The organism is Salipiger bermudensis, assembly GCF_017309175.1.
Lineage (GTDB): Bacteria > Pseudomonadota > Alphaproteobacteria > Rhodobacterales > Rhodobacteraceae > Salipiger > Salipiger bermudensis.
In genome coordinates, this window is the sequence record NZ_JAEKJV010000002.1 from 316,991 (window position 1) to 342,431 (window position 25,441).

A 25,441-nucleotide genomic window follows, 5' to 3' on the forward strand; every position below is an offset into this window, starting at 1 on the left:
TGTGATAGCCGCGCGACTGGCGCGGTCGGCCTTCTCAGCCTGCGGCCGTCACCAGAATTGCCCGGAAATCGTTGACATTGGTTCCCGTCGGCCCCGGCACGAAAAGCCCGCCCGCGCGCTCGAACGCGCCCCATGCGTCGTTGCGCGAGAGTAGCGTCATCGCGTCCTCGCCACTGTCGCGCAGCGAGGCCGCGGTGGTGCCGTCGGCGAACGCCCCGGCGTTGTCCTCGGTGCCATCGATGCCGTCGGTATCGGCGGCAAGCGCATGAATGCCGTCCTGCCCGTCAATGGCGTGGGCAAAGGCCAGCAGGAACTCGGTGTTGCGGCCACCACGCCCGCCATCGCCGCGCAGCGTCACCGTGGTTTCGCCGCCCGAGAGCAGCACCACCGGCGGCGCGAAGGGACGGCCGTGCGTCGCGACCTCTCGGGCGATGGCGGCGTGCACATAGCCCACGTCGCGGGCCTCGCCCTCGACCGAATCCGACAGGATTGCCGCTGAGAGCCCGGCCTCTTCGGCCTTGCGCGCCGCCGCTTCCAGCGACAGCCGCGCCGAGGCCACCACGTGCACCTCGTTGCCGCTGAAACAGGGATCGTCAGGCATCGGGGCGGCGGAGGCGGCGCTGCGGATGTGTGCCAGGATGGTGTCGGGCAGCGCGATGTTCCACGCCTCGATCATCCCCAGGGCCGCGTTCGCATCGACGCGGTCCGGCACCGTCGGCCCCGAGGCCACCTGTGCGGGATCGTCACCCGGCACGTCCGAGACGATCAGGCTCACCACCCTAGCCGGCGCGCAGGCGGCGGCGAGCCGCCCGCCCTTGATCCGGCTGGCATGTTTTCGGATCGCGTTCATCACCCCGATCGGCGCGCCCGAGCCCAGAAGCGCGCGGTTCAGCGCCTGCTCGTCTTCGAGCGTCAGCCCGTCGGGCGGCGCCGGCAGCAGGGCCGAGCCGCCGCCGCAGACCAGCGCCACCACAAGATCGTCGGGTCCCAGCCCCGAGACCGCCTCGAATAGCGCCGCGCTGGCCTCGAGCCCGGCCGCATCGGGCACAGGGTGGGCCGCTTCCATGACACGCAGATGCTGGCAGGGCGCGGCATAACCGTAGCGCGTCACCACGACGCCCTCGACCGGGTCAACCCAGAGCCGCTCGAAAGCGGCGGCGAGTTGCGCCGCCCCCTTGCCGAGGCCGATGACGACGGTGCGCCCCTTGGGCTTCTCCGGCAGAGCCGCGCGCAGCGCGCGCTCCGGATCGGCGGCGGCGACCGCGGCCTCGAATAGCCCGGTTAGAAACGCCCGTTCGTCCTGCATCAACTCTGTGCCCCTCGCCTGTCGATCTTCAGGCGCTCGCGGCGCGGATTTTCAGCCCGCTGGCCAGCGCCGGTCCGCGCGTGCCGGGACGGAACACGAGCTCGAACTCGGCCACCATCCCCTTCTGCGCAATGACGTAATCCTGCACCGAGAGCAGCGCCGGGACAACCGCCTCGATCTCTGCCGCCGCGCAGCCCAGCTCCTCGAGCAGGCGCTGCGCCTCTCCCGGGCGCAGCGGCAGCAGGCCCGCAACCTCGGCGGCCCCCTGGCGGATGCGCAGGACATAGCCATAGGAAGGCTCGGCGCAGAGATGCAGCTGCAGCTCCGGCCCCTCCGCCGGCGTCGTCTCGGCCGGGGTCAGGTGAAGCCCCTGTGCCGCCAGCAGACTGCGCGCCTCGGCCTGATCCGACATGCTCGCGCCGATGCCGGCATCCGGCGCCGGCATGAAGAGCGGTGCCGGGCGGCGCAGCGGACCGCCGAGTGCCACGCAGGCGGCGAGCGCCTCGAGCGCCGCAGGCAGCCCACAAAGCGGGATCAGGCGGTTTTCGAGCAGAGCTTCGGCGCGATCCTCGGGCAGGCCCTCCGGCAGAGTCGCCAGCAGCGCCAGCGGCATCCCGACCCGCCCGCGCGCCGCGGCGGCCGCCTCGGCCACCCGGTCCCACGCGGCATCGGAGCCGTGATCCTCACGGGCGCAATCCAGCACCAGCAAGGTCAACACCGCCCTGCCGGTCATCGCCTCGGAGAAGATCCGGGTCAATCGCGGCACCGAGCGCTGCACCGCGCTGCTGCAATCCAGCGGGTTCTCGAGCGCAACGCCGGGGCCGAGGTCGCGCTCCAAAGCCTGGCGCTGCACCTCCGAGAAGGCTGGAAACTGCAGCCCCTCGGACTGCGCCAGATCGCGCAGCAGCGCGCTCGTGCCGCCGGTGCAGCACAGCCCCGCGAATGTGTTGGCCGGCAATGCCCCGGTGACGTGCAGGATCTTCAGCGTCTCGAGCAGGGCTTCAGGGCTGCGCACCTGCGCCATGCCGGCCCGCTCGAACAGGGCCCGCGCGCCCGGTTCCTGCCCGGCCCGCAGGATGACCACGGATTTTCCCAGCCGCTCGGCGGTCTGCGCCATCTCGATCAGCGCCTCGGGATCGCCCAGATCCTCGGCCTGGATGCCGAGCGCGGAAATCCGTTCGTCGCGCAGCAGCGACTCGCCCAGCAGCGCCAGCCCGGTCTGCGCCCGGCCCGGCTCGGCCACCGCGAGCACGGCGATGGGCAGGCCACGGCGATGCATTGAAAGGCTCTGCGCAAGGCTGGCGCTGCGGGCGATGATCGCCACGCCGCGCTTGACGTGCTTGAGACCGTGCACGCCATCCCAGACCGGGGCACGTTCGAGCGCGTTGATCACGCCGCGACACCCGGGCCCCAGCAGCGGCATGTCGCCCGCGGCTCGCCCGAGATCGGCCGGGATCGCCTCGCCCTGGCAGATCGCGCCACCGGCGCCGCGCCGCGCCAGCGCGGCCACGGTCTCGACCGCCTGCGCTCCGTCCTGTCCGATGAACGCGAGATCCGGCCCGGCGGGCAGCCGCTCGATCGTGGCGAAGGCCCGAATGCCCGCCACGAGGTGGGCGCCCGGAACCACCGGCCAGATGTCCCAGACATAGCCCATCTCGCGCAGCTTCCCGATGACATCGCCGCACCATGCCTCCGGCCCGACCAGCGCCACCGATCTCGGTCTCAGAAATCGTGAGAAATCTCTCGCCATCGACCTTTCGAAACTCCTCCCGGACGCGTTTCACCACGTCATTTAGTTAATTTTGCGTGAAGATGCAGGAGGTTGCGACCGTTTTCCGCAGCTCGACGCCAAATCACAACCGAGATGCGTCATATTTCAGCGTAAGATTGTAAAGTCGCGCCTAACTGCCGGAAAGTCGTCCAAGATCATAGCCATACCAGTCGAGGATCCCGCGCGCCGCTTCGAGACGCTCGCGCGGTGCTCCGGTCCGGTCCATGATCCAGACCCGCGCGCCGCCCGGCTCGCCGATGGCGGCGGTGCGGTCATCGGCATCGAGCCAGTGCACCCAGAGCTCCTCGCCCGCCAGGCTGAACCGCCCGGCAGAGAGATCGCGGACCGGCAGCGCTGCGCCGTCGATCGTCACGCGGTCGCCGGCAAACGCAAGCTCCGCGCCGGGTGTCAGACCCGCGCCCTGCACCACGATCCAGCGCCCTTGCAGCCGTTCCAAGGTCGCGTTGGCCTGGCTTGCCACGGGGGCCGTGGGGTTGCGCAGCGGGATCGGGGCCCGAGGCAGCTCTGGCGCCGGCGCACAGCCCGAGAGCACGAGACAGGCCAGCACGATCACGCGCCCGGCCGCAGCTTTGGTCCTTTGCATGACACCTCTCCAAGACGCGCTCATCGCCGCAGGCTGCGCCAGCGCGCGGCTGGGCACAAGAGCCTTCCCCCGTCCGCAAACGCTCGCGCGCCGCGCCGTATTAGCGAACGGGTAAGGCACGGGTCGCATCCTTGCTCAAGGAGGTCTCGCAACCCATGTCCGGCACGACGTCAAACGATCACCGTCTCGCCCGGGCCAAGCTTGGCGCTGCGGCAAGGCGGCTCCGTTGGCCACTGCGCTCGCTTCTGGCCGTGACGCGGCGCAAACCGCCTCTTGCAGAGCGGGTTGCCGAGGAGAGCGTTCTCACGCCCGGGGTCGCGCGCGCCTTCCTGAACCGCGCCGAGCGGTCGTTCCGGCCGCCGCCAAGCTGAGCCTTCAGCCCCGGAAGCCGGTCGCCACGACGAATTTCTCGGACGAATCCGACCGGCTCGCCGGCGGCTTGACGTTTGCCACCTTGTCGAAGCGCTTCTTGAGCAGCGCCTGCAGGCCCTGCTCTGCGCCGCCCGCCAGAACCTTGGCGACGAAGGTGCCGCCCTCCTCAAGCACGTCAAAGGCCAGCTCCGCCGCCGCCTCGCAAAGCGAGATGATGCGAAGGTGATCGGTCTGCTTATGCCCCGAGGACGACGCCGCCATGTCCGACATCACCACGTCGGCCTTGCCGCCAAGCCATGCCTTGACCTTGTCGTCGGCGCCCTCTTCCATGAAGTCGAGCTGGTGGATCTCGGCGCCCGGGATCGGCAGCACCTCCTGCAGATCGACGCCAAGCACGAAGCCCTGCGCCTTGCCCGACCGCTCGCCAAGCGCGTTGACCCGCGGCACCGCCACCTGGCACCAGCCGCCCGGCGCGCAGCCAAGATCGACCACGCGGGCCCCCGGAACGAGAAAGCGGTATTTCTCGTCGAGCTCGAGGATCTTGAAGGCGGCGCGGCCGCGATAGCCCTCGTCCTTGGCGCGCTTCACGTAAGGATCGTTGAGCTGGCGCTGCAGCCAGCGCGTCGAGGAGGTCGTGCGCCCGCGCGCCGACTTCACCTTGACCTTCAGGTCGCGCTGACCGCGCCCCGAGGTGTTCTTTCCTGTCGGCTTCTTTGCCATGGCCGGTATCGTCTTTCTTCAGATGCCGGGGCGACATGCCCGTCTTGCGGCCATTGTGCAAGTTTCTCAGCCCGGTTCCAACGTCGCTTTCGCATCTTTGAGCAGCCGCGCCGCCTCGGAGCCCTGAATCTTCGCGATGTCGTCCTGGTATTTCAGGATCGCGCCCAGCGTGTCCGAGATCACCTCGGGGCTGAGATCGACCACGTCGAGCGCCAGCAGGCACTTGGCCCAGTCGATGGTCTCGGCCACGCCGGGCTTCTTGAAGATGTCCTCGGTGCGCAGTGCCTGCACGAAGGCCACGATCTCGCGGCTCAACGCCTCGGCCACGCCGGGCTCGCGGGCGTGCAGGATCTCGACCTCGCGGGCGAAGTCCGGGTAATCGACCCAGTGGTAGAGGCAGCGGCGCTTGAGCGCATCATGCACCTCGCGGGTGCGGTTCGAGGTCAGGATCACGATCGGCGGCTCGGGCGCCTTGATGGTGCCAAGCTCGGGGATCGTCACCTGGAAATCCGACAGAGCCTCGAGGAGGAACGCCTCGAACGGCTCGTCGGTGCGGTCGAGCTCGTCGATCAGCAGCACCGGCGCGCCGTGCTCGTCAGGCCGCATCGCCTGCAAGAGCGGCCGCTCGACGAGGTAATCGGGGCCGAAGAGCTCGCGCTGAAGCACCTCGCGGTCGGCGTTGCCCTGCGCCTCGGCAGTCCGGATCGCGATCATCTGCGCCGGGAAGTTCCACTCGTAGACCGCGCTCGCCGCATCGAGCCCTTCATAACATTGCAGCCGGATCAGCCGCCGCCCCAGCATCAAAGCCAGCGCCTTGGCAATCTCGGTCTTGCCGACGCCGGCCTCGCCCTCGAGAAACAGAGGCCGCCCGAGCTTCAGCGACAGGAAGACGACCGTCGCGAGCGGCCGCCCGCAGACATAGCCTGCCTCGGACAGCAGTTTCTGGACGTCGTCGATGGTAGCGGGATTGTTCATGCGGGGCCTCCTCCTACCCTCCGAAGTGCCCGCCCCGAAGGGCGCGGTCAATCCCCCGAAGGTCGCAGGCGCGTTGGAACCGTGCGGCCACAGCGCCGCCCGCGCGGCACCGCCAGCGTTGACCGGACCGGGGCAAGCTGCGATTGTCTCATGGTGAGGGTAAGGCCACGGGGGAGCATACCTCCGGGCAATTTCGGACCGGGCAGGCCCATGAGTGACAGAAAAGCGGGGGCGCAGGGATGCGCATAACCGCCGTGACATGCGTGAAGAACGAGGGCCCGTTCCTGCTGGAATGGGTGGCCTACAACCGCCTTCTCGGGGTCACCGACTTCCTGATCTATTCCAACGATTGCAGCGACGGCACCGATGCGCTGCTCGACGCGCTGGCGCCTTGGGGCGTGGTGCACCTGCCCAATCCCGCCAAGGGCCGCAACTACCAGATGGAGGCACTGAAGCACGCCCAGAAGCACGAGGTCGTGCGGCAGGCGGACTGGGTCTGGGTGGCGGATGTGGACGAGTTTCTCAACATCCACACGGGCGACCACACGATCCCGGCGCTGATCGAGGCCTGCGGCGATCCGCAGGCGATCTCGGTCAGCTTCCAGTTCTTCGCAAATGATGGCGTCGAGCGCTTCGAGGACCGTCCGGTGATCGAACAGTTCAGCCGCTCGCACAATCCCGATCTCTGGTGCGCCGAGAGCGCGATCGAGGTCAAAACATTGGTGCGAAACGATTTCCCCCTGCACTACTTTGGCGCCCACCGGCCCTTTCACCGCGTGACCGAAGGCGACGAGCCACCACGCTGGACCGATGGCTCCGGCCGCCCGGTGCCGCAGAAGTTCCTTGTGGCGGCCAACACCCGCCGCATCCGCAAGTTTCCCGCCGCCGGCGCCCGCCGCCATGCCACACTGAACCACTACGCGCTGCGCTCGCTCGACAGCTACCTCGTCAAGAACGACCGCGGCGACGTCAACCGCGAGGGCCGCGCCTTCGACGACACCTACTGGCGCGAGCGCAACGATCCCGCCTTTGAGGACCGGTCGATCCAGCGCCACCTGCCGGCGCTCGCAGCGACCTTGCACAAGATGAAGGCGGGTCCGCTTGGGGCCCTGCACGACGAGGCGGTGCGCCGTCACCGCGCCAAGTGCGACGATCTGATGGCGCAGCCCGCCTATGCCGAGATGTGCACGCATCTGAGGGCCCTGCCGACGCTGCCGCCCGGAGAGCTCGAGCTGATGCGCGAGCTCGGGATGGTGTCATGAGCGTGCGGGTGATCAATCTCGGCCTGCCGAAGACCGGGACAACCACGCTGGGCGTGGCACTCGAACATGCCGGTCTCCGGGTGGCGGATTTCAAGCTGCGGCGTAGGTCCTGCCCGGACAAGAGCATCGCCGGCAGCTTCGTCGCGCGGCAGCTCTATGATGGCTATTACGGCTCGGGCGATCCGCTGGAGAAGCTCGGCGTCTTCGATGCACTCACTGAGGTATCGGTTTTAAATCGCGATCTATGCCTCTGGCCTCAAACAGATTTTGGACTTATCCAGAGTCTGCGCGAGCGTTACTCGGAGCTTCGCTTCGTGGCCTCGTACCGCGACCCCGACGCCACCGCGCATTCGATGCTGCGCTGGTCAGACCTTGGCAGCGACCGCATGCCGAACGGGAACATCCCCGGACTGCCGCGCGGCTATGGCGAGACCCGTCTGCAGCGCGCGCAATGGGTGGCGCAGCACTACGCCTTCCTGCGCACGATCTTTGCCGGAGACCCGCGCTTCCTCGAGTATGATATCGACGATCCGGACGCGTCCGAGTTGCTTTCGGCGCATCTGGGTATTGACCTGCCATGGTGGGGAAAGGCCAACGAAAACAGATCGATGCGCCCGGAGGGCGCGGAATGAAAATCGTCGTGCACATTGGCCCCGACGGCCCCGCGACCGACCGGCTGCAACGGGTGCTGCACGCCAAGCGCGACCAGCTGAAATCCAAGGGCGTGCTCTATGCCCGCACCCCGGGCGCCAAGAACCACACCCGGCTCTTCATGGCGGTGAGCGCGCCGGACGCGGTCGATACGCTGCGCTTCAACCGGGGCTTCATCACCCCCGAGAAGCAGGCGGCGCTGCGTGCCGAGGTTGCGCAACAGCTGGCCAATGAGGTGGCCCAGACCCAGCCCGAGACGCTGATCCTGTCGGCGCATCAACTTGGATCAAATCTCGCATCTTCAATTGAAATCAAATACCTGAGAGACCTTCTTTCACCACTTTCCGAAGAGATCGAGATCGTCGCCCATATCGATGATCCGGCCCGGATGCTTGTCGGTCGCTATACAGCACAGCTGCTCGAGGGGCGGAGCCGTCCGCTCGATCTCGAGCTTGGGCTGCTGGCGGAAGAGAGCTGGTGGGACGCGGCACGCGCCACCCATCCCGCGCCTGACCTGCAGGCCGGGCGCTTTTCCGAGGTGCAGGGTGCGGTGCATTGGCTTGATTTCAAGCGCCTGCAACAGGAATGGGGGGCGGTGTTCGGTGCGGGCCGCCTGCGCTTCCGGTCGCTCGATCTGCCTCTGCTCTATTCCGAGGCCGCCACCGAAGAGATCCGCGCCGCCTTCGGCATCACCGAGACCATCGGCAAGGCCGAACCCGAGCGTGCGCCGGCGCTGCCCTCTGCGGCGTGGATGGCGCGCTGCCGCCAGATGAACGACGTTCTGCTGCGGCTCCTGGCGCTGCGCGAGACCATCCTGCCACGCCAGCTCTGGCGCAAGATGCTGGGCGAGATCAAGGTGCACGGCGCGCCCATCGACCCGGGCAGCCTGCACGCGGTCTCCGAACGCTTTGCGCACGACCTCGCCACGCTCGCCGCAGCGCATCCCGGCCTCGATCCCGCCCGCCTCGCGCCCGCGCGCGCAGCTGCGCCCTGGCAGGAGGCGGACCCGACCCTCGGCTTCCGCGCGACGCAGTATCTCATGGCCTTCCGCTGGCGCATCGCGCAGGCCAGCGCGGAGGCGGAGGCCGAAAAGGCCCCCGAGATCGCAGCCATTGCCGAGGCGCCCTCCGCGCCTGCACCGGCCCCCGCGATGCCCAAGCTCTCGCCCTGGGCCGAGCGCTACCTGCCCGATTTGGCCCGGCAAAACGTCGCCAAGCTGCAGCGCTCGCCCTTCAGGCCGCACAACCGACTCGGGCGCGTCAAGGAAGAGGCCGAGCCCGCACCCTACACCCCGGCACCGCGCCAAAGCCCCAAGGGCAGCACCGGCAATATCATCGTCGGCTGCATGAAGAACGAGGCGCCCTATATCGTCGAATGGGTCGCCTATCATCGCGCCGTGGGCTTCGATAACTTCCTGATCTACAGCAATGGCTGCGAGGACGGGACGTCTCAGATCCTCGACCGGCTGCAGACGATGGGCGTGCTCCAGCATCGCGACAACGACAACTGGGCAGGCAAGTCGCCGCAACAGCACGCGCTCGACCGCTCGCTCAAGGAGCCGGTGCTGCAAGAGGCCGACTGGATCGCGCATATCGACGTCGACGAGTTCGTCAACATCCGCTGCGGCAACGGCACCCTCGTCGACCTTTTCGAGCGCGTGCCCGACGCCAGCAACATCGCCATGACCTGGCGGCTTTTCGGCCATAACGGCGTAACGCGGCTCGAGGATCGCCCGGTGATCGACCAGTTCGACACCTGTGCCCCGAAATTCTGCCCCAAGCCGCACACGGTCTGGGGCTTCAAGACGCTGTTCCGCAACATCGGCGCCTATGGCAAGATCTCTTGCCATAGGCCCAACAAGCTCGCCGAGGGCTTCGAAGACAAGGTGAAATGGGTCAACGGCTCCGGCACCGACATGACCCGCGAGGCGCTCCGCAACGGCTGGCGCAATTCCAAGAAGACCATCGGCTACGATCTCGTTCAGCTCAACCATTACGCCCTGCGCAGCGCCGAGAGCTTCCTGATCAAGCGGCAGCGCGGGCGCGCGCTGCATGTGGACCGCTCGATCGGGCTGAACTACTGGATCCGCATGGACTGGGGCGGCGCGCGCGACCTGACGATCAAGCGCAACCTGCCGCGCCTGCGGGCCGAGATCGACCGGTTGCTCGCCGATCCTGAGCTCAGGCGCCTGCACGAAGCCGGCCTCGCCTGGCACAAGACCAAGGCGGAAGAGCTGCACAATACCCCGGAGTTCGAAGAGCTCTACCAGCAGGCCCTCGCCCTGCGCCTGACCGAAACCGAGCGGGTGGCCTATGCCCTCGCCCTCGACCTGGAGAGCTGAGACATGGATGGCGACGGTCCCAAGAACCCGTTCCTGCGCTCGCGCGGGCTTAAGATCCCCAAGCATCCGCAGATCACCACGGGCCGGGTGCGCGGCGCGATCCGGGAAGAGACCTACGAGCGCAAGGAATGCGACGCGGTCTCGCGCGTGGTGCACGAGGGCGACCGGGTGCTCGAGCTGGGCGGCGGCATCGGCTACATGTCGACGCTTCTTTCGGTGAAGCGCAAGGTGGCGCGCGTGGTGAGCTACGAGGCCAACCCGGCGCTGATCCCCTATATCGCGCGCGTGCATGAGGCCAACGAGGTGAAAAACGTCGAGGTGCGCAACGCCCTGCTGAGCGCGGAGGGCGGCGATCCGGTGGCGTTCCACGTCCGGCGCAATTTCCTCGCCTCATCGATGGATCGCGAGGCCGACCCCGAGAGCATCACCGAGACGGTGAGGATCGACCAGCATCGGCTTTCGGACGTGCTCGAGGAGGTTCAGCCCGACGTGCTGGTCTGCGACATCGAGGGCGCCGAGGCGGGTCTCCTGCCCGCGGGCGACTGGTCCGGTCTGCGCTGCGCCATCATCGAGCTGCACCCGCAATGGATCGGCCAGAGCGGCGTTCAGGCGGTGTTCGACGCCATGCAGCGCGCCGGGCTGACCTATTTCCCGAAGGCCTCGGAGGCCAAGGTCGTGACCTTCCGGAAAGGCTGGTGAGCGCGTGAAGATCACCGCCGTTCTCTGCGTCCGCAACGAGGGCGCCTTCCTGCTCGACTGGCTGGCGCATCACCTGGCCTGCGGCGTCACCCACGTGGTGGCGCTGTCGAACGATTGCGATGACGGGACGGACGCGCTGCTCGACCGGCTGGACGCGCTCGGCCACGTCACCCACATCCGCAATGACGGCCCCTATGACAAGGGCGGCATCCAGTTCTCCGGGCTGAAGCTGGCCGACAAGAGCGCCGCGGTGCGCGAGGCCGACTGGCTGCTGGCGCTCGACGTGGACGAGTTCGTCAACGTTCATGTCGGCGAACGCAGCCTGCCCGACCTGATCGCCGCCCTGCCCGACGCGGATGCCATCACCCTGACCTGGCGGCTCTTTGGCAATGCAGGCCAGCTGCGCTACGCCGACCGCCCGGTGCCCGAGCAGTTCACCCGCGCCGCGCCGGTGGCGATGGTCTGGCCGTGGCGCTCGGCGATGTTCAAGACGCTCTACCGCAATGATGGCACCTACCGGAAACTCGGCGTCCACCGTCCGCGCAATCCCGATCCAGACCGCGCGGACGCAGCGCGCTGGTTCGATGGCGAAGGCCGCGAGCTCGACGCACAGTTTCGCACAAGGCGGATCTTCTCCAACTATGGGCGCTCGAACTACGGTCTGGCACAGCTCAACCACTACCCGCTCGGTGCGATGGAGAGCTACCTGCTCAAGGCAGATCGCGGGCGGGCTGTGCATTCCGACCACCTGCTGGGCCTCGATTACTGGGTCGAGCGCAACTTCAACACCGACGAGGACCGCTCGATCCTCGCTCTGGCGCCCAAGGTGGCCGAGCGGCGCGCTGCGCTGGCCGGCGATGCCGAGCTGAGCCGCCTGCACGCGGCGGCGGTGGCGTGGCGGCAGGCGCGCTTCGAGGCGCTGATGCTGCAGGAGCCCTACCGGGCGCTGCTCGGGCGGCTCCTGATGACGCCGCCGAGCCAGCCCCTGGCGCCGCAGACCGCCTCTGTGCTGCACCATTTCGCGCAGCGCGCCCGGGCGGCCGAGGACGGTGCGTGAACTCCGGACGCGACCGTCTCCGCGAAAACTGCTACTTTTGAGGCAACGTCGGGCGCCAATGTTACCGCGAATTAAGCATATTTCCGCCAAAAACGCAGAACACTGTTTCCTCCAACCAGAACACCCGCGACACTGCGGTTTCCAGATACATGGCAGGCACAGATGCAGGATCAGACAGACCTCTCCGCGGTCGATCTCAGCGGGCTCGAACGCAAGCAGTGGATCCGCCAGATCTCCGAGATCGGCGATACCGACGGCTTCACCGAACCGCTCGGGGCACAGCACCATGCGGTCTTTGTCGAACGCGGCGACACGCTTCTGGTGAGCTTCGAGTCCGTTCCCGGCATCGACGCGCTGTCCGAGACCGCAACGCCGCTTGGCTGGGAGATGGCACGCGAATGCGACTGGTCGACGCTCTCGGTGCTCTGCACCGCCGACACCTGGTTCCGCGACGAGGCGGTCTACACCTTCTTCGACCAGCTGCTTGATGACGGGTTCTTCGACGATTTCGAAACCGTGCTGTTCTACGGCGCCGGCCCCTGTGGCTATGCCGCCGCGGCCTATTCGGTCACCGCGCCCGGCGCCCGGGTGGTGATGCTGCAACCGCAGGCCACGCTCGACCCGCGCGTCACCGAATGGGACGAGCGCTTCGTCGAAATGCGCCGCACCGATTTCACCTCGCGCTTCGGCTACGCCCCCGACATGCTTGACGCGGCGCAGCGCGGCTACGTGCTCTACGATCCGCGCGAGCGCTTCGATGCGATGCATTCGGCGCTCTTCGCGCGGCCCAATGTCGACCGCTTTCGCCTGCCCTTCATGGGCAGCGCACTGCAGGGCGACCTGCTCGATCTCGAGCTGCTGGTGCCGCTGCTCACTGCCGCCGCGGAAGACCGGCTCGACCGGCTGAGCTTTGCCCGGATGATGCGCGCCCGGCGCGACCACACGCCCTACCTGCGCAAGCTGCTGATGCGGCTCGAGGGCGACGGGCGCATGGCGCTGGCCGAGCGGCTCTGCGAGAACGTCACCCAAAGGATGGATGCACCGCGCTTCCGCCGCCGTCTCGACGCGCTGCGTGCCATGCGTGCGCAGGAACAGGATGCGCAGGACGAACAGGTCGCCGCCGAGGCCTGAGCGGCCTCAGCCCGCGATCGCGCGGAGCGCCTTGGCGCGCGCCGGCGGGATCGCGGCCACCTCGACGCCGGTGAAGACATGCAGCGTGTTCATCGCGCGGTCGATCACCGCGTGATCGCTGACCCAACCGCCCATGCCCAAATAGGTGCGCAACAACGGCGGCATCAGCGACATCGCCCGCCGCGCATCGGCACCCTGCTGCGGAAACCCCACCGTCTCTTCCGCCCGTCGCCGGATCTGCCAGCGCGCCGGCGCCAGATGTCGTGCGGCGAGATGGGCAAAGGCCGGCGCAAAGGGCGAAGGATCGGTGCCAGCAAAGCTCGCGCAGCCGAAAAGCAGGCGCGCGCCGCCCGCATCCACCAGTCCGGTGATCGCGCCCCAGGCCAGCCGCAGCACATCCGGATCGCCGGATCCCGGGCGCAGGCAGAACCGCCCCAGCTCGAGCATCGGCCCGCCGAAGCCCTCGAGACGCGACAGGTCGTAATACTGGGCGGAATAGCTTGTCCCGACGGCGGCGCCATCGTCGAGCCAGAGATAGCGGAAGCAGGCAAAGAGCGTGCCTTCACCGACTTCCTCGATCAGCACGTGCCGGCAGAGAGGGTCGAACGCATCGACATCGGCAGGGCCGTCCGGGCCAAGGAACGCCCGCCCGCGCAGCGCCTGCGCCCGGGCCAGATCCTCTGGGCACGAGGCCAGCCGCACCCGGTAGCGCCCGCGCTGCAACAGGACGTCGCCGCTGTCCTCCGCCGCGCCGTCGCTCTCCCCGAAGGTTGCCACGGCGCCCGCCCGTTACTGCTGGGTGAACTGGTCGAGAGAGATGCCGCCGATATTGCCGAAGAGCTTGCGGATGAAGCTCAGCTCGCCATCGGTGGTCTTGGTGACGCGGCGCGTGAGCGGCACCACGTTGCCATCCTCGAGCCCGTAGCGGGTGATGTTGTCGACCACGCCGTCGGAATCGAAGCTGACCGCCAGCACCTCGCGGTTGATCTCCTCGGGGGCCTGCCAGGCGAAATGGCGCATCTCGGATTCGATGTAGTAGAACCCGCCATCATTGGCCACGCCCGAAGCCGAAGGCACGCCGATCACGTCTTCCACGGTGCCGCGGGTGTCGATTCCCGGCACGATCTCCTGCAGATCCTCTTCCGAGGGCACATAGCCATGCGTCCGGTACTGCGCGCTGCACGCGGACAGCCCGAGAACGGCCACCATTGCCACGATCGCCGGAATTGCGGGTTTTGCCATCTGCTGCGCCTTGCCTGTTGTCTTGGCCCTTGCGGGTTTCTATCCCCGATTACATAACCGAGCCAAGCCCTTCAAGCAAAGGAAAGGCAGCCATATGAGCCAATCCGGTTCCACCCCCGAACGGCTGCGCGTGGCCGCGCTGCGCAACAACCAGCCAACCCCGTTCGACCTGAGACCAGACGAGGCGCGCCGCGGCGCACTGGCCGAGGAGCTCGGCCTGCTCGGGTTGAAGAAACTGCGCCTCGCCGGCGAGATCCGGCCCGAGGGCCGCGATGCGTGGCGCCTCGAGGCCACCATCGGCGCCACCGTGACCCAGCCCTGCGTGGTCACACTTGCCCCGGTGACCACGCGCATCGACGAGCCGGTTTCGCGGTTCTGGCGCCCGGAGGAAGAGTTCGCCTCGATTCCCGAAGGCGCCGAGGTCGAGATGACCGACGACGAGACCGACCCCCTGCCCGATGTCATCGACCTCGGCGCGGTGATGGCCGAGGCGCTGTCGCTGGCCTTGCCGCTCTACCCCCATGCCGAGGGCGCAGAGGCGGCGGCCGAGGCGCTCGAGGAGCAGGCTGCCCCCGCTCCGGAGGACGAACGGCCGAATCCCTTCGCGGCACTTTCGGGCCTGCGCGCCCGCATGGAGAGCGATGCCGATGATGGCGAGGGCGGTGAAAACCGCTAAGCACCCCTCTTTGCGCGCGAAATAACGCTTGCGGTTTCGCAGGAAACTCCTATTTTCGCGCCTTCATCGGAATTCTGGGTTGCCATCTCCGGGTCTATGCGACTATGAGGCCGGGCACGCCCGAACGGAACGGGCAACGAATTGCCCCCACACGCGAAAGATCGAGGTTGAGACATGGCTGTCCAACAGAACAAAGTATCCAAATCGCGCCGCAACAACCGCCGGGCGCATGACGCCCTCACTGCGGCGAACCCCAACGAGTGCGACAACTGCGGCGAACTCAAGCGCCCGCACCATGTCTGCCCCTCCTGCGGCCACTACGGTGAGCGCGAGGTCGTGGCCATGGCCGACGAGATCGAGCTGGACGAAGACGCAGCCTGAAACCGTCTGAAGGCCCGTGCCGCATGACCTCCGAACAGGATAAATCGCAGGCACGCGGACCGATCGTCCTATCCATCGACGCCATGGGCGGAGATCGCGGGCCGGCAACCATCGTTGCCGGCCTCGCCGCCTTTGCGCAGCGGAACAAGCAGGCGCGTTTCATCCTGCACGGTCCCGCCGATCAGCTCACCCAGCTGGTCGAGAAGCGCAAGCTGGGCAAGCGGGTCGAGATCCGCGACGCTCAGGGGGTTGTCTCGATGGAGGACAAGCCGAGCCACGTGATGCGCAACGGGCAGGACACCTCGATGTGGTCCACGCTCGATTCGGTGCGCAATGGAGAGGCGACGGTCGCGGTGTCCTGTGGCAATACCGGCGCGCTGATGCTGCTGTCGATGGTGCGCCTGCGCAAGCTGCCCGGCGTCAACCGTCCTGCCATTGCCGTGCTCTGGCCATCGAAGAACCCGCAGGGGTTCAACGTCATGCTCGACGTTGGCGCGGACATCCGTGCCGATGCGGATGACCTGCTCAAATACGCCCTCATGGGCGCCTCCTACGCCCGCAACGGGCTGTCGCTCGAGCGTCCGCGCGTCGGGCTGCTCAACGTGGGCACCGAGGAGCATAAAGGCCGCGCCGAGCTCAAGCAGGCGCATGAGCTGATTTCCGAGGCCGCCGAGGGCAACAATTTCGAGTTCGTCGGCTTCGCCGAAGGCGGCGACATCCCCGGCGATCGCTGCGACGTGATCGTCACCGACGGCTTCACCGGCAATATCGCGCTCAAGACCGGTGAAGGCACCGCCTCGCTGATCGGGCAGTTCCTGCGCGAGGCGTTTGCCTATTCGCCGCTGTCGCGTGTGGCCGCCCTGCTCGCTCTGACCTCGCTCAAGCGCCTGCAGGCGCGCATCGACCCGCGCCGCAAGAATGGCGGCGTGTTCCTCGGGCTGAACGGCACCGTTGTGAAGAGTCACGGCGCTGCCGACGCAACCGGTGTGGCAGCCGCCGTCGAACTGGCCTACGATCTGGCGCAATCGGGCTTTGGCGACCGACTCGCCGCCCGCATCGCATCGGCGGCGAGCAGCGCCGAGGAGAGCGCCGCCCAGGCTGGCGCCGAGCAGGAAAAAGACGGAACGGATCCATGACCATACGCGCGCAGGTGGCGGGGGTCGGGCATTACCTGCCCGAACGCATTGTCCCCAATGCCGAGTTCGAACAGACCCTCGACACCTCGGATCAATGGATCCGGACGCGGTCGGGGATCGAGCGCCGCCACTTTGCCGCCGACGGCGAGACCACCTCGGATCTCGCCAGCCGCGCCGCGCAGGCGGCTCTGGCCGACGCCGGGCTTGTCGCCGCCGATATCGACGCGCTGATCGTCGCCACGTCGACACCGGACCTGACCTTCCCCTCCGCCGCCACCATGGTGCAGGCCAAGCTCGGCATGCAGGCCGGCTTCGCCTTCGACGTGCAGGCGGTCTGCGCCGGCTTCGTCTACGCGCTCACCAACGCCAACGCGCTGATCACCTCGGGCACCGTCCGCCGAGTGATGGTGATCGGCGCCGAGACCTTCTCGCGCATCCTCGACTGGGAAGACCGCGCCACCTGCGTGCTCTTCGGCGACGGCGCGGGCGCGCTGATCCTCGAGGCGCAGGAGGCCGCCGGCAGCTCGGACGATCGCGGCATCCTCGCCGTCGACCTGCATTCCGACGGCCGCTACCGCGACCTGCTCTATGTCGATGGCGGCGTCAGCACCAACTCGATCGGGCATCTGCGGATGGAGGGCAAAGAGGTCTTCCGCCACGCGGTGAGCAAGCTCGCCGCCACCGCCGAAGCCGCGCTCGGCAAGGCCGGGCTCGACGCCTCCGATATCGACTGGGTGGTGCCGCATCAGGCCAACATCCGCATCATCGCCGGCACCGCCAAGAAGCTCGGCCTGCCGATGGAAAAGGTCGTGGTGACCGTTCAGGACCACGGCAACACCTCTGCCGCCTCGATCCCGCTGGCGCTGTCGGTGGCGAATTCCGAGGGCAAGTTCAAACCGGGCGATCTGGTGATCACCGAGGCGATTGGCGGCGGTCTGGCCTGGGGCGCGGTCGCCCTACGCTGGTAGATACGAATTAACGCTCTTTTCACGCCTGACACCGCGCTTTCAAGTGCTTGATATTGACTCGGAAATTTCCCGCCCCCATGCTTGGGCGAAACCGGGAGGGATGGGTATGAGCGAAAAGACCCTAACGCGCATGGATCTGAGCGAAGCGGTGTTCCGCGAGGTCGGACTGTCGCGGAACGAAAGCGCCGAGCTTGTGGAATCGGTGCTTCAACACATGTCCGACGCGCTGGTGCGCGGCGAACAGGTGAAGATCTCGTCCTTCGGCACCTTCTCGGTGCGGGACAAGGCGGCGCGCGTCGGCCGCAACCCGAAGACCGGCGAAGAGGTGCCGATCCAGCCGCGCCGCGTGCTGACCTTCCGGCCCTCGCACCTGATGAAAGAGCAGGTCGCCGAAGGCAACAAGAGGTAACACCGCATGAGCAAGTCCCGCGACGCGTTCCGCACCATCAGTGAGGTCGCGGACCTTTTGGACACGCCCGCGCATGTCCTGCGTTTCTGGGAAAGCAAGTTCACGCAGGTGAAGCCGGTGAAACGTGCCGGTGGGCGGCGCTACTACCGCCCCGGCGACATCTCGTTGCTCTCGGGTATAAGGACGCTGCTCTATGACGACGGCCTGACCATCAAGGGCGTGCAGAAGGTCTTGCGCGAACAGGGCGTGAAACACGTCGCCGCGCTGGCCCCGCTACAGCTTGACGAGGCCGAGGCCGAGGCCGAGGATGTTGTGGCCGAGACCGTCGAGGATGCGCCTTACGTCGAGGCCCAGCCCGAAAGCGGCACGGTCCTGCCCTTCGCGCCGGTGACGGCCCAGAAGGACGCCGAGGCGCCGGTCTCTGCGGCCGAGCCCGGCGAGGCCCCGTCTCATGTGCCCGAGACCAGCCCGGATGACACAGTCGCGGCACCCCCAGAAGTGGGGTCGGAGACCGTGGCCAGCGCGCCCGAAGAGACGCCGCTGGATGCGCCCGGTGCCGAGTTCAGCGATGCTGCGGAACTGTCGGCCGACGCCACCCCCGCCGAGGCGCAGAGCGAACTTTCCTCCGCATCGCCGGACGCGGAAGAAGAAGGTCCGACGATCGCCGAACAGGATAGCCCGGTGCCGGACTTCCTCGCGCATTCCCTCGAAGAACGGCAGGACGGAACGCCGGCCGACACCGCAGCGCCCGCCCCGTCCGGGGAGGCCGCCCCTGCCTTCGCGGCCCTGCCCGAGCAGCCTTACGGCGCGCATCCGGAGCCGGCCGCCGAGCCCGAGGCGCCCGCCGTGGCAAGTGAGTCGCCCATGGCCTCGGACGCGCCGCAGGTCTCGGCAGAGAACGTCTTCGGGGCCGATCCCGCTCCGCTCCCCGAGTCGCCCTTGCCCGCCAGCCGCGCGCTCCCGGATCTTCCCGATCTCGCAGCCCTGCCCGTCCCGCCTGCCGGCGCGCTGCGCCATCTGGCACGGCTCGACCGGCTCGGCGCCTCCGAGGCTGCGGCGCTCACAGCCCCGGTTGCGGCGCTGCGCAACTGGCTCGACCGGGCGGACCGGGCGGACCGGGCGGCACGGCACTGATCGAAGGGCACGCCGATTTTTCGTGCAGAATCGGCTTGCCCCTGCCGTCAAAACCGGTATGAACCGCACACCAAGTCGGGCTATGGCGCAGCCTGGTAGCGCGTCCGTCTGGGGGACGGAAGGTCGCAGGTTCGAGTCCTGCTAGCCCGACCAAAATACCCCGCATACAGAACCCCGCATGTTCCAAGGCCTTACCGCCTCGGACGGCGGGTTTTTGTCGTTCCCTCGCCTGCCGCCGCTTGCTAAGGACAGCAGACGCAACAAGGGGACAGGCATGACCGGGGTGCTCGCCAGCCAGCAGATCGAAACCATGATCGCCGAAGGCGCGATCCGCCTGTCGCAGCCGATGGCCGAGGGGCAGATCCAGCCCGCGAGCCTCGACCTGCGGCTCGGCACCGAGGCGATCCGCGTGCGCGCGTCGTTCCTCGCCGGCGGTGGCCGCAGCGTCGCCGAGCGGCTGTCGGAGTTCGAGATGCACCGGGTCGATCTGACCGCCGGCGCGGTGCTCGAAAAGGGCTGCGTCTACGTCGTGCCGCTGCTCGAAGAGCTGTCTCTGCCCGAGGGCGTCAACGCCGTGGCCAACGCCAAGAGCTCGACCGGGCGGCTCGATCTGCTGACTCGTACCATCACCGATGGCGGCACCGAGTTCGACCGCGTGAGCGCAGGCTATGCCGGTCCGCTCTATGCCGAGATCTGCCCGCGCAGCTTCTCGGTGCTGGCGCGGACGGGGATGCGCCTGAACCAGATCCGCTTCCGCAACGGGCAGTCGGTGCTCGACGATGCCGAGCTCACCGCGCTGCATGCCAGCGACACGCTGGTGACCGGTGGCCCGGCTGTGATCCGCGAGGGGCTGGGCTTTTCCGTCGATCTGAGGCCACAGGAGGGCACGCTGGTCGGCTGGCGCGCCAAGCCCCATACCGGGGTGATCGATCTCGACCTGCTGGGCCACTACGACCCGGCCGAGTTCTGGGATCCGCTGCACTCCGATCGCGGCCAACTGATCCTCGACCCGGATGCCTTCTACATCCTCGTGAGCCGCGAGGCGGTGCACATTCCCCCCGCCTATGCCGCCGAGATGGCGCCCTACCTGGCCATGGTGGGCGAGTTCCGGGTGCATTACGCCGGCTTCTTCGATCCGGGCTTCGGCCACGCGGGCGCCGGCGGCACCGGTTCGCGCGGGGTGCTCGAGGTGCGCTGCCACGAGGCGCCTTTCGTGCTCGAGCACGGGCAGGTGGTGGGCCGTCTGGTCTATGAGCGGATGGATGAACTGCCCGAGCAGCTTTACGGCGCCGGGATCGCCTCGAACTACCAGGGCCAGGGCCTGAAGCTCTCGAAGCATTTCCGCACCTGACCGCAGCGACGGACCAGGGCTGTCTAAGCTGACAGGCCGGGCACCCGTTTGGACGCCGCCGCGGTGGCTGAGAGCGGCGCGGCAAGCTTCCTGACAAGGCAAGCGCCAGCCGGTGGCGCTCAGGCGGCGCGGGCCAGCACCACGCGGTTGCAGCCCGCGCGCTCGGCCTCGCTCAGGGCGCCCTGCGCCCGGCTCAGCGCCGGGCCGAAGGCGGTGTCGCCGCGGCGCGAGCAGGCAGCCCCGACCGAGACCGACACCCCCTGCAGGTTTTGTTCGAGCCCGCGCGCCGCATTCAGTAGACGTGCGGCGCGCGGCTCGATCTCTTCCCCGGAAACGTCACGGATCAGGATCATCAACCTGTCATCCGTACCCCGCGTGAGCAGTTCTTCCGGGCGCAGCACATCGCGCAGGCGCGCCGCCAGCGTCTTCAGCGTCGAACCTCGCAGCTCGGGGCACATCTTGTCGCGGTCGCCACCGGCGGTTTCGAACCCGACCAGAACAATTCCGACCGGGGCGGATGCGCCGAAGGTCGCCATGAAGAGCCGCGCCATCTCGGACCCGTAAAGGCCGCTTTCCGGATCGCGCAGCAGCGCCTGCGCCACCGCGCCCTTGCGATGCGCATAGAGCTTGTGGCGCGACTCGGCCAGCATGGCGAGGTAGAGCACCAGCATGAACACCCCCACCGAGGACAGCACCATCACGAAGAACATGGTCAGCGACTGAAACGCCGGCTCGACGAACCTCAGGATCACGGCCGAGATCGCCAGCCAGCCGACCCAGAGCAGCAACAGCCGGCGCGCCGCCCGACCGACCGGAGAGTTGCCGATCGCCGAGCGCAGCAGCGGCCGCCGCATGAATCGCAACATCCCGGCGGTGCCGAGCCCAAGCAGCATCACGCTGGTGGGCAGCGACATGGCACCAAACATCTGCGGCTGGGCGAAGAGATAGCCGCACAGGCCGAGAAAAGGCAGCGCCATGGCCATCATCGTGAGCCCGAAGGGCGCCTCGCGTAGGCGTCCAAAGCAGAGCTGTCCGAGCGCGAGCAGGATGAACGACAAGGCGGTGTTCTGCCCCATCTCGCCAGCGCCGAAGCTGAGCCCCTGGGCGTGCAGGACCTGCGCCCCGACGGCGACGGCAATGACCATGCCCCAGAGCACCGCCTCGAGCCGGGACACCGTGCGCAGCGGCGTCTGCATCAAGGTCGCCGCGAGCGCCAGCAGCGTGGCGAGCACGGTCGGGATCGAGAAGACGGCGGCGCCCACCGGGGCATAGAGGCCGGGGATTGCGTAGACATGCCCTTCAATCGCCATGAGGCACAGGAACGCCACGACGCTGAGCGCGGCCCAGCGGAGCCAGATCACGCCGCGCAGGGTCGTGTGGCTGGCCGGGATGCCGCTGGCCCGGCTGTTTCCGCGCTGAAAGGAGAAGACGGAGGACCGGACAACTGACATGATTTCATGCTCCTGCAAGGCTTTGAGGCATTTCCCGAATGGAACCACGAATGCCAATTCTAAAGCCAAAGCCATTGAGCAATCGTGAAAGAAACCGCTAAGATTGAGCCGATCTGCGCGCGCATCCCGGAGCCGCGTGAGCACGCGCCCTCACCCGAGATCGCGTTCTCAGGGCCCGACGACAGTCCGGCAACTGCGCCGCGCGGCCTTCCGGGGCGGGATCAGTCCTCGAACAGTTCGCTCTGACCGGGCGCCTCGTCCTCGCCCTCGTCTCCGGCGCTGTCGCCCGGCAGCGGGATGGTGCCCGGCGGCGGGCGGTTGTCGAGCAGGCCGGCAGAGCGCAGCTCCTTCAGCCCCGGCAGGTCGCGGGCGCTCTCGAGGCCGAACTCGTCGAGGAAATCCTGCGTCACCACGAAGGTCACCGGGCGGCCCGGCGTCATCTTGCGGCGCCCGAAGCGGATCCACTCCATCTCGAGCAGCTGGTCGACGGTGCCGCGCGACACGCTGACGCCGCGGATCTCCTCGATCTCGGCCCGGGTCACCGGCTGGTGATAGGCGATGATCGCAAGGGTCTCGATGGCGGCGCGGCTGAGCTTGCGGGTCTCGACGGTTTCCTTCTGCATCAGGAAGCCGAGATCCGGCGCGGTGCGAATGGCCCAGGCATCGCCCACGCGCACCACTCTCACGCCACGATCCTCGTAATGCCTGCGCAGTCGCACCAGCGCCTCGGCGGGGTCGGAGCCATGCGGCATCCGCGCCTCGAGCTCGCGCACCGTCACCGGCTCGGCCGAGGCGAAGAGGATGGCCTCGACCATGCGCTCCTGCTCGGCCAGCGGCGGAGCCTCGAAGAGGGTGTCCCGCGGTCTTGCGGTCGCGTCCCCGCCCGCGTTTTCCGGAAGGTCTTCGGGGGCCTCGGTCGGTTCGGGCGCCCGGGCGCCCTCCTCTTCGGCCGCGCCCGGCGCGCCGCTGGCAGTGGCGTCAGTCTCGGTCATGGCGGGTCTCCCGTTTGCGCAGCTGGATCGGCGCGAAGGTCTCGGATTGGCGGATCTCGGCATGGCCTTCCTTCACCAGCTCGAGCGAGGCGGCGAAGGTGGCGGCGGTGGCCGAGCGCCACTTGACCGGGTCGGCCTCCCAGCCGTCGGGCAGCCAGGAGGAGATGTCGGTCCACTGCCCGGCAAAGCCCAGCAGCCCGCGCATCCGGTCGAGCGCCTGCTCCATGGTGTAGACGCTCTCGCGGTCCATCACGAAAGGGCGGAACTCGTCGCGGGTGCGGATCCGCGCATAGCCCTGCATCAGGTCCATCAGCGTGGCGGTGTAGCGCACCCGACGGACGCGCTCCATGTCCTCGGGCAGACCACGGGCGAAGAAATCGCGCCCCAGACGATCGCGCGCCATCAGCCGCGCGGCGGCATCGCGCATCGCCTGCAGGCGCTCGAGCTGGAACGCCAGATGCGCCGCCAGTTCCTCGCCCGAGGGTCCTTCCTCGGTGGGATCGGGGGGCAGCAACAGGCGCGATTTCAGAAAGGCGAGCCAGGCGGCCATGACGAGATAATCGGCGGCCAGCTCGATGCGCAGCGCCTTGGCCCGGTCGACAAAAGCGAGATATTGACGCGCGAGCTCAAGCACCGAGATCTTGCGCAGGTCGACCTTCTGGGTGCGCGACAGCGTCAGAAGCAGGTCGAGCGGGCCCTCGAACCCGTCGACATCGACGATCAGCGCCTCTGCGGCAAGCCGCTCGGCGACGCTCAGCGTCTCGACAGTGCTGTCAAAATCCTCGTCTGACATCAGGCGGTCTCGGGCAGAAGCGCCTCACGCTCGGCCTTGAGCGCGTCGATGTCAAGCGCGGCCGGCGCGGTGCGGGCCTTGAGCGCCGCCTCGGCGCGGGCCTGTGCCTCTGGGCTCATCCGGCCGGCAACCTCCATCAGCGGCGCCATCTCGGCCATGTCGCCGTTGCAATGCAGAACGCAATCGCAGCCGGCGGCCAGCGAGGCGGCGCCCCGCTCGGGCACGGTTCCCGACAGCGCCTGCATCGAAATATCGTCGGTCATCAGGAAGCCGTCAAAGCCGATCTCGTCGCGGATCAGCCGGATCATCGCGGGATCGACGGTGGCGGGCGCGGTGTTGAGCCCCTCGAAGACCAGATGCGCGGTCATTCCGAGCGGCAGATCGTGGAACGGGCGGAAGGCGGCGAAGTCGATCGCTTCGAGCTCCTCGCGCGGGGCGGAGATGCGCGGCAGGTCGAGATGGCTGTCGAGCTGCGCAAGCCCGTGGCCCGGCAGGTGCTTGATCACCGGCAGCACACCGCCCTGCAGGAGGCCCTGGGCCACGGCGCGGCCGATCTCGGCCACGCGTTCGGGGGTCTCGCCATAGCAGCGGTTGCGCAGGAAAGGATGGGTCGCGGCGCGGCCAACGTCGAGCATCGGCGCGCAGTTGCCGTCGATGCCAAGACCGCGCAGCTCGAGTGCGGTGATCAGGAAGCGCAGCCGCATCGCCTCGGCGGCGCTGTCGCCGAAGCGCGCCACGTCATCGAGCGGTGGCAGCCATTCGGTCGCCAACGGCGGGCGCAGGCGCTGCACCCGGCCACCCTCTTGATCGATGAAGATCGGCGCATCGCGGCCCACGGCGTCCCGCAACTCGGCGGTGAGGGCGCTGATCTGCGCCCGGCTGTCGAGGTTGCGGGCGAAGAGGATGAAACCAAACGGATCGGTCCGGGCGAAGAAGCCGCGCTCCTCGGCTGAAAGACGCAGGCCCTCGGGCCCGAGGATCGCCGCTCCGAAACGCTGGCCGCTCACCGTGTGGTCACCGGGATGCAATCGGCGTTCTCCGCCACGAAGGCGGCGCAGAAGCGGCGCGCGTCCGAGAGGTCGGCGAAGCCGTGTGCGCGCAGGCGATAGAAGATCCGCCCGCCCGAGGTGGCGCGTTCGATGACCCGCGATTTGCCGTCCATGAACTCGCCAAAGCGGGACGAGAAGCGCTGCCACTCGCTGCGCGCGGTCTCGGGGCTGTCATAGGCACCGAGCTGCGCCAGACGGGTGCCGGCGGGCAGCGTCGTGGGGTCGATCTCGCTGGGGCCCTGCTGGGCCTCGAGCGCTGCGGCCAAGGTCGCCTCCGGCGACGGGCCGGCGGTGTTGAGCGCAGCGGGCCGGCTGGACGGTCGCAGAGAACGCACCAACGCGCCCGGCGGGCCCGCGACGGCGGCGACCTGCTCGGAGGCCTGCGCCCCCTCCTCGGCATCGGCGTCACCGAGCGCGGTCTGCACCTCGGCATCCTCGCCCTCTGCCAGAGCGCTGAGCGGCTGGGCGTCGGCGGCAATCTGATCGGCCAGTGCGCGGATCATGTCACTGCCCTCCGCGGCGGGCGCGGGCTCGGCCAGCGTGCCGCCCTCGTCGTCGGTCAGCACCGCCGGTGCAGCACGATCCTGGGCCCGGCGCACCGGTTTCGGAAGCTCTGCCACGGGCAGATCCTCGTCGCTGAGCCCGGCGGGCTGCGGTGCCAACAGAAGCTGGTCGGGAACCGGCGCCGCGAGGCCGGTGCCGGCCACGTCGTTCACCGCAAGTCCCTGGTGGTCGGCGAGCGTGCCGCCCGGATCCTCGGGCGCGATGCGCATCGGCCCATCCATCGCCTGTACCACCGGAACGCCGGTGACGTCGCGCATCACCAGCTTGTAGCCCCAGACGCCGACACCTGCGATCAGCGCCAGCGAGACCGCCGCGCCAGCCCAGTTGGTCAGCGTCGCGATCCTGTTCCCGCTCGGCGCCTGCTCATCCGCAGGCGCGTCATAGGTGAAATCCGCCATTCTGCCTC

26 protein-coding genes and 1 tRNA gene are annotated in these 25,441 nt (G+C 68.2%); 15 read left to right on the forward strand and 12 right to left on the reverse strand.

Translation table 11 applies throughout. The features are described 5' to 3' along the window. Nucleotides 1-34 precede the first annotated feature (34 nt). The 3 genes from JF542_RS04300 to JF542_RS04310 all read right to left on the reverse strand — a co-directional run bounded on the left by JF542_RS04300 (nucleotide 35) and on the right by JF542_RS04310 (nucleotide 3,681). Nucleotides 35-1,306: a glycerate kinase type-2 family protein gene (locus tag JF542_RS04300; protein WP_207074858.1), complete on the reverse strand. Its 1,272-nt coding sequence runs from the start codon at nucleotides 1,304-1,306 to the stop codon at nucleotides 35-37. A gap of 28 nt (nucleotides 1,307-1,334) precedes the next feature. Beyond that, complete coding sequence (locus JF542_RS04305; protein WP_242533573.1) at nucleotides 1,335-3,056, reverse strand: CoA-binding protein; 1,722 nt, start codon at nucleotides 3,054-3,056, stop codon at nucleotides 1,335-1,337. A gap of 151 nt (nucleotides 3,057-3,207) precedes the next feature. After that, a complete protein-coding gene (locus JF542_RS04310) occupies nucleotides 3,208-3,681 on the reverse strand; it encodes a lipocalin family protein (protein ID WP_242533574.1) in 474 nt (157 codons plus the stop codon). A gap of 155 nt (nucleotides 3,682-3,836) precedes the next feature. Between JF542_RS04310 and JF542_RS04315 the strand changes: the two genes are divergently transcribed. Beyond that, entirely contained in the window at nucleotides 3,837-4,052 is a 216-nt protein-coding gene (locus JF542_RS04315) for a hypothetical protein (RefSeq protein WP_207074859.1), read from the forward strand. 4 nt (nucleotides 4,053-4,056) lie between these two features. Here JF542_RS04315 and JF542_RS04320 read toward each other — a convergent pair whose 3' ends face one another. Together JF542_RS04320 and JF542_RS04325 are read right to left on the reverse strand one after the other, a co-directional pair. Continuing rightward, a complete protein-coding gene (locus tag JF542_RS04320) occupies nucleotides 4,057-4,773 on the reverse strand; it encodes an RlmE family RNA methyltransferase (protein WP_007800862.1) in 717 nt (238 codons plus the stop codon). A gap of 66 nt (nucleotides 4,774-4,839) precedes the next feature. Then, nucleotides 4,840-5,748, reverse strand: coding sequence for an AAA family ATPase (locus JF542_RS04325; protein WP_207074860.1), 909 nt, complete (start codon nucleotides 5,746-5,748; stop codon nucleotides 4,840-4,842). A 239-nt stretch (nucleotides 5,749-5,987) separates the two neighbouring features. On the opposite strand from JF542_RS04325, the gene JF542_RS04330 reads away from it, so the two are divergent. From JF542_RS04330 to JF542_RS04355, 6 genes are all read left to right on the forward strand, one after another. Then, nucleotides 5,988-7,010 carry a glycosyltransferase family 2 protein gene (locus JF542_RS04330; RefSeq protein ID WP_207074861.1) on the forward strand — a complete coding sequence of 341 codons (1,023 nt, stop codon included), beginning with the start codon at nucleotides 5,988-5,990 and terminating at the stop codon, nucleotides 7,008-7,010. Further along, nucleotides 7,007-7,642 (forward strand): sulfotransferase, encoded by a 636-nt coding sequence (locus JF542_RS04335; RefSeq protein WP_207074862.1) that lies wholly within the window; start codon nucleotides 7,007-7,009, stop codon nucleotides 7,640-7,642. The genes JF542_RS04330 and JF542_RS04335 overlap by 4 nt, the downstream gene beginning before the upstream one ends. Continuing rightward, nucleotides 7,639-10,002 carry a glycosyltransferase family 2 protein gene (locus tag JF542_RS04340; RefSeq protein ID WP_207074863.1) on the forward strand — a complete coding sequence of 788 codons (2,364 nt, stop codon included), beginning with the start codon at nucleotides 7,639-7,641 and terminating at the stop codon, nucleotides 10,000-10,002. The genes JF542_RS04335 and JF542_RS04340 overlap by 4 nt, the downstream gene beginning before the upstream one ends. A 3-nt stretch (nucleotides 10,003-10,005) precedes the next feature. Further along, nucleotides 10,006-10,701 carry an FkbM family methyltransferase gene (locus JF542_RS04345; RefSeq protein ID WP_207074864.1) on the forward strand — a complete coding sequence of 232 codons (696 nt, stop codon included), beginning with the start codon at nucleotides 10,006-10,008 and terminating at the stop codon, nucleotides 10,699-10,701. Between the two features lie 4 nt (nucleotides 10,702-10,705). Continuing rightward, nucleotides 10,706-11,758 (forward strand): glycosyltransferase family 2 protein, encoded by a 1,053-nt coding sequence (locus JF542_RS04350; RefSeq protein ID WP_207074865.1) that lies wholly within the window; start codon nucleotides 10,706-10,708, stop codon nucleotides 11,756-11,758. A 162-nt stretch (nucleotides 11,759-11,920) separates the two neighbouring features. Further along, on the forward strand, nucleotides 11,921-12,889 hold the full coding sequence (locus tag JF542_RS04355) for a phosphoadenosine phosphosulfate reductase (protein ID WP_207074866.1): 969 nt from the start codon (nucleotides 11,921-11,923) through the stop codon (nucleotides 12,887-12,889). A 6-nt stretch (nucleotides 12,890-12,895) separates the two neighbouring features. On the opposite strand, the gene JF542_RS04360 is transcribed toward JF542_RS04355, so the two are convergent. Continuing rightward, a complete protein-coding gene (locus tag JF542_RS04360; protein ID WP_207074867.1) occupies nucleotides 12,896-13,666 on the reverse strand; it encodes a GNAT family N-acyltransferase in 771 nt (256 codons plus the stop codon). Nucleotides 13,667-13,678: 12 nt separating this feature from the next. Continuing rightward, a complete protein-coding gene (locus JF542_RS04365; protein ID WP_040544885.1) occupies nucleotides 13,679-14,131 on the reverse strand; it encodes an outer membrane protein assembly factor BamE in 453 nt (150 codons plus the stop codon). A gap of 94 nt (nucleotides 14,132-14,225) precedes the next feature. Between JF542_RS04365 and JF542_RS04370 the strand changes: the two genes are divergently transcribed. The 8 genes from JF542_RS04370 to JF542_RS04405 all read left to right on the forward strand — a co-directional run bounded on the left by JF542_RS04370 (nucleotide 14,226) and on the right by JF542_RS04405 (nucleotide 20,186). Continuing rightward, complete coding sequence (locus JF542_RS04370) at nucleotides 14,226-14,807, forward strand: YceD family protein (RefSeq protein ID WP_207074868.1); 582 nt, start codon at nucleotides 14,226-14,228, stop codon at nucleotides 14,805-14,807. 174 nt (nucleotides 14,808-14,981) lie between these two features. Then, the gene (rpmF, locus tag JF542_RS04375; protein WP_007800883.1) at nucleotides 14,982-15,188 is read left to right on the forward strand and encodes a 50S ribosomal protein L32; all 207 of its coding nucleotides are present in this window, start codon (nucleotides 14,982-14,984) and stop codon (nucleotides 15,186-15,188) included. A gap of 23 nt (nucleotides 15,189-15,211) precedes the next feature. Further along, on the forward strand, nucleotides 15,212-16,324 hold the full coding sequence (plsX, locus tag JF542_RS04380; protein ID WP_007800884.1) for a phosphate acyltransferase PlsX: 1,113 nt from the start codon (nucleotides 15,212-15,214) through the stop codon (nucleotides 16,322-16,324). After that, nucleotides 16,321-17,292 (forward strand): beta-ketoacyl-ACP synthase III, encoded by a 972-nt coding sequence (locus JF542_RS04385; protein WP_207074869.1) that lies wholly within the window; start codon nucleotides 16,321-16,323, stop codon nucleotides 17,290-17,292. The genes plsX and JF542_RS04385 overlap by 4 nt, the downstream gene beginning before the upstream one ends. Nucleotides 17,293-17,398: 106 nt before the next feature. Further along, entirely contained in the window at nucleotides 17,399-17,701 is a 303-nt protein-coding gene (gene ihfA, locus JF542_RS04390; protein ID WP_040544887.1) for an integration host factor subunit alpha, read from the forward strand. A gap of 6 nt (nucleotides 17,702-17,707) precedes the next feature. Then, entirely contained in the window at nucleotides 17,708-18,835 is a 1,128-nt protein-coding gene (locus JF542_RS04395; protein ID WP_207074870.1) for a MerR family transcriptional regulator, read from the forward strand. Nucleotides 18,836-18,911: 76 nt separating this feature from the next. Next, nucleotides 18,912-18,988, forward strand: a tRNA-Pro gene (locus tag JF542_RS04400). A gap of 121 nt (nucleotides 18,989-19,109) precedes the next feature. Next, complete coding sequence (locus JF542_RS04405) at nucleotides 19,110-20,186, forward strand: 2'-deoxycytidine 5'-triphosphate deaminase (protein WP_007800892.1); 1,077 nt, start codon at nucleotides 19,110-19,112, stop codon at nucleotides 20,184-20,186. 119 nt (nucleotides 20,187-20,305) lie between these two features. Here JF542_RS04405 and JF542_RS04410 read toward each other — a convergent pair whose 3' ends face one another. The 5 genes from JF542_RS04410 to JF542_RS04430 all read right to left on the reverse strand — a co-directional run bounded on the left by JF542_RS04410 (nucleotide 20,306) and on the right by JF542_RS04430 (nucleotide 25,433). Then, the gene (locus JF542_RS04410; protein WP_207074871.1) at nucleotides 20,306-21,637 is read right to left on the reverse strand and encodes a GGDEF domain-containing protein; all 1,332 of its coding nucleotides are present in this window, start codon (nucleotides 21,635-21,637) and stop codon (nucleotides 20,306-20,308) included. Between the two features lie 221 nt (nucleotides 21,638-21,858). Beyond that, nucleotides 21,859-22,452 (reverse strand): SMC-Scp complex subunit ScpB, encoded by a 594-nt coding sequence (gene scpB / locus JF542_RS04415; RefSeq protein ID WP_224886358.1) that lies wholly within the window; start codon nucleotides 22,450-22,452, stop codon nucleotides 21,859-21,861. A gap of 163 nt (nucleotides 22,453-22,615) precedes the next feature. After that, nucleotides 22,616-23,422: a segregation and condensation protein A gene (locus JF542_RS04420; protein ID WP_207074872.1), complete on the reverse strand. Its 807-nt coding sequence runs from the start codon at nucleotides 23,420-23,422 to the stop codon at nucleotides 22,616-22,618. After that, on the reverse strand, nucleotides 23,422-24,450 hold the full coding sequence (locus JF542_RS04425) for a glycoside hydrolase family 3 N-terminal domain-containing protein (protein WP_242533575.1): 1,029 nt from the start codon (nucleotides 24,448-24,450) through the stop codon (nucleotides 23,422-23,424). The genes JF542_RS04420 and JF542_RS04425 overlap by 1 nt, the downstream gene beginning before the upstream one ends. Further along, entirely contained in the window at nucleotides 24,426-25,433 is a 1,008-nt protein-coding gene (locus JF542_RS04430; RefSeq protein ID WP_207074873.1) for an SPOR domain-containing protein, read from the reverse strand. Before JF542_RS04430 ends, JF542_RS04425 begins: the two co-directional genes overlap by 25 nt. Between the last annotated feature and the right edge of the window lie 8 nt (nucleotides 25,434-25,441).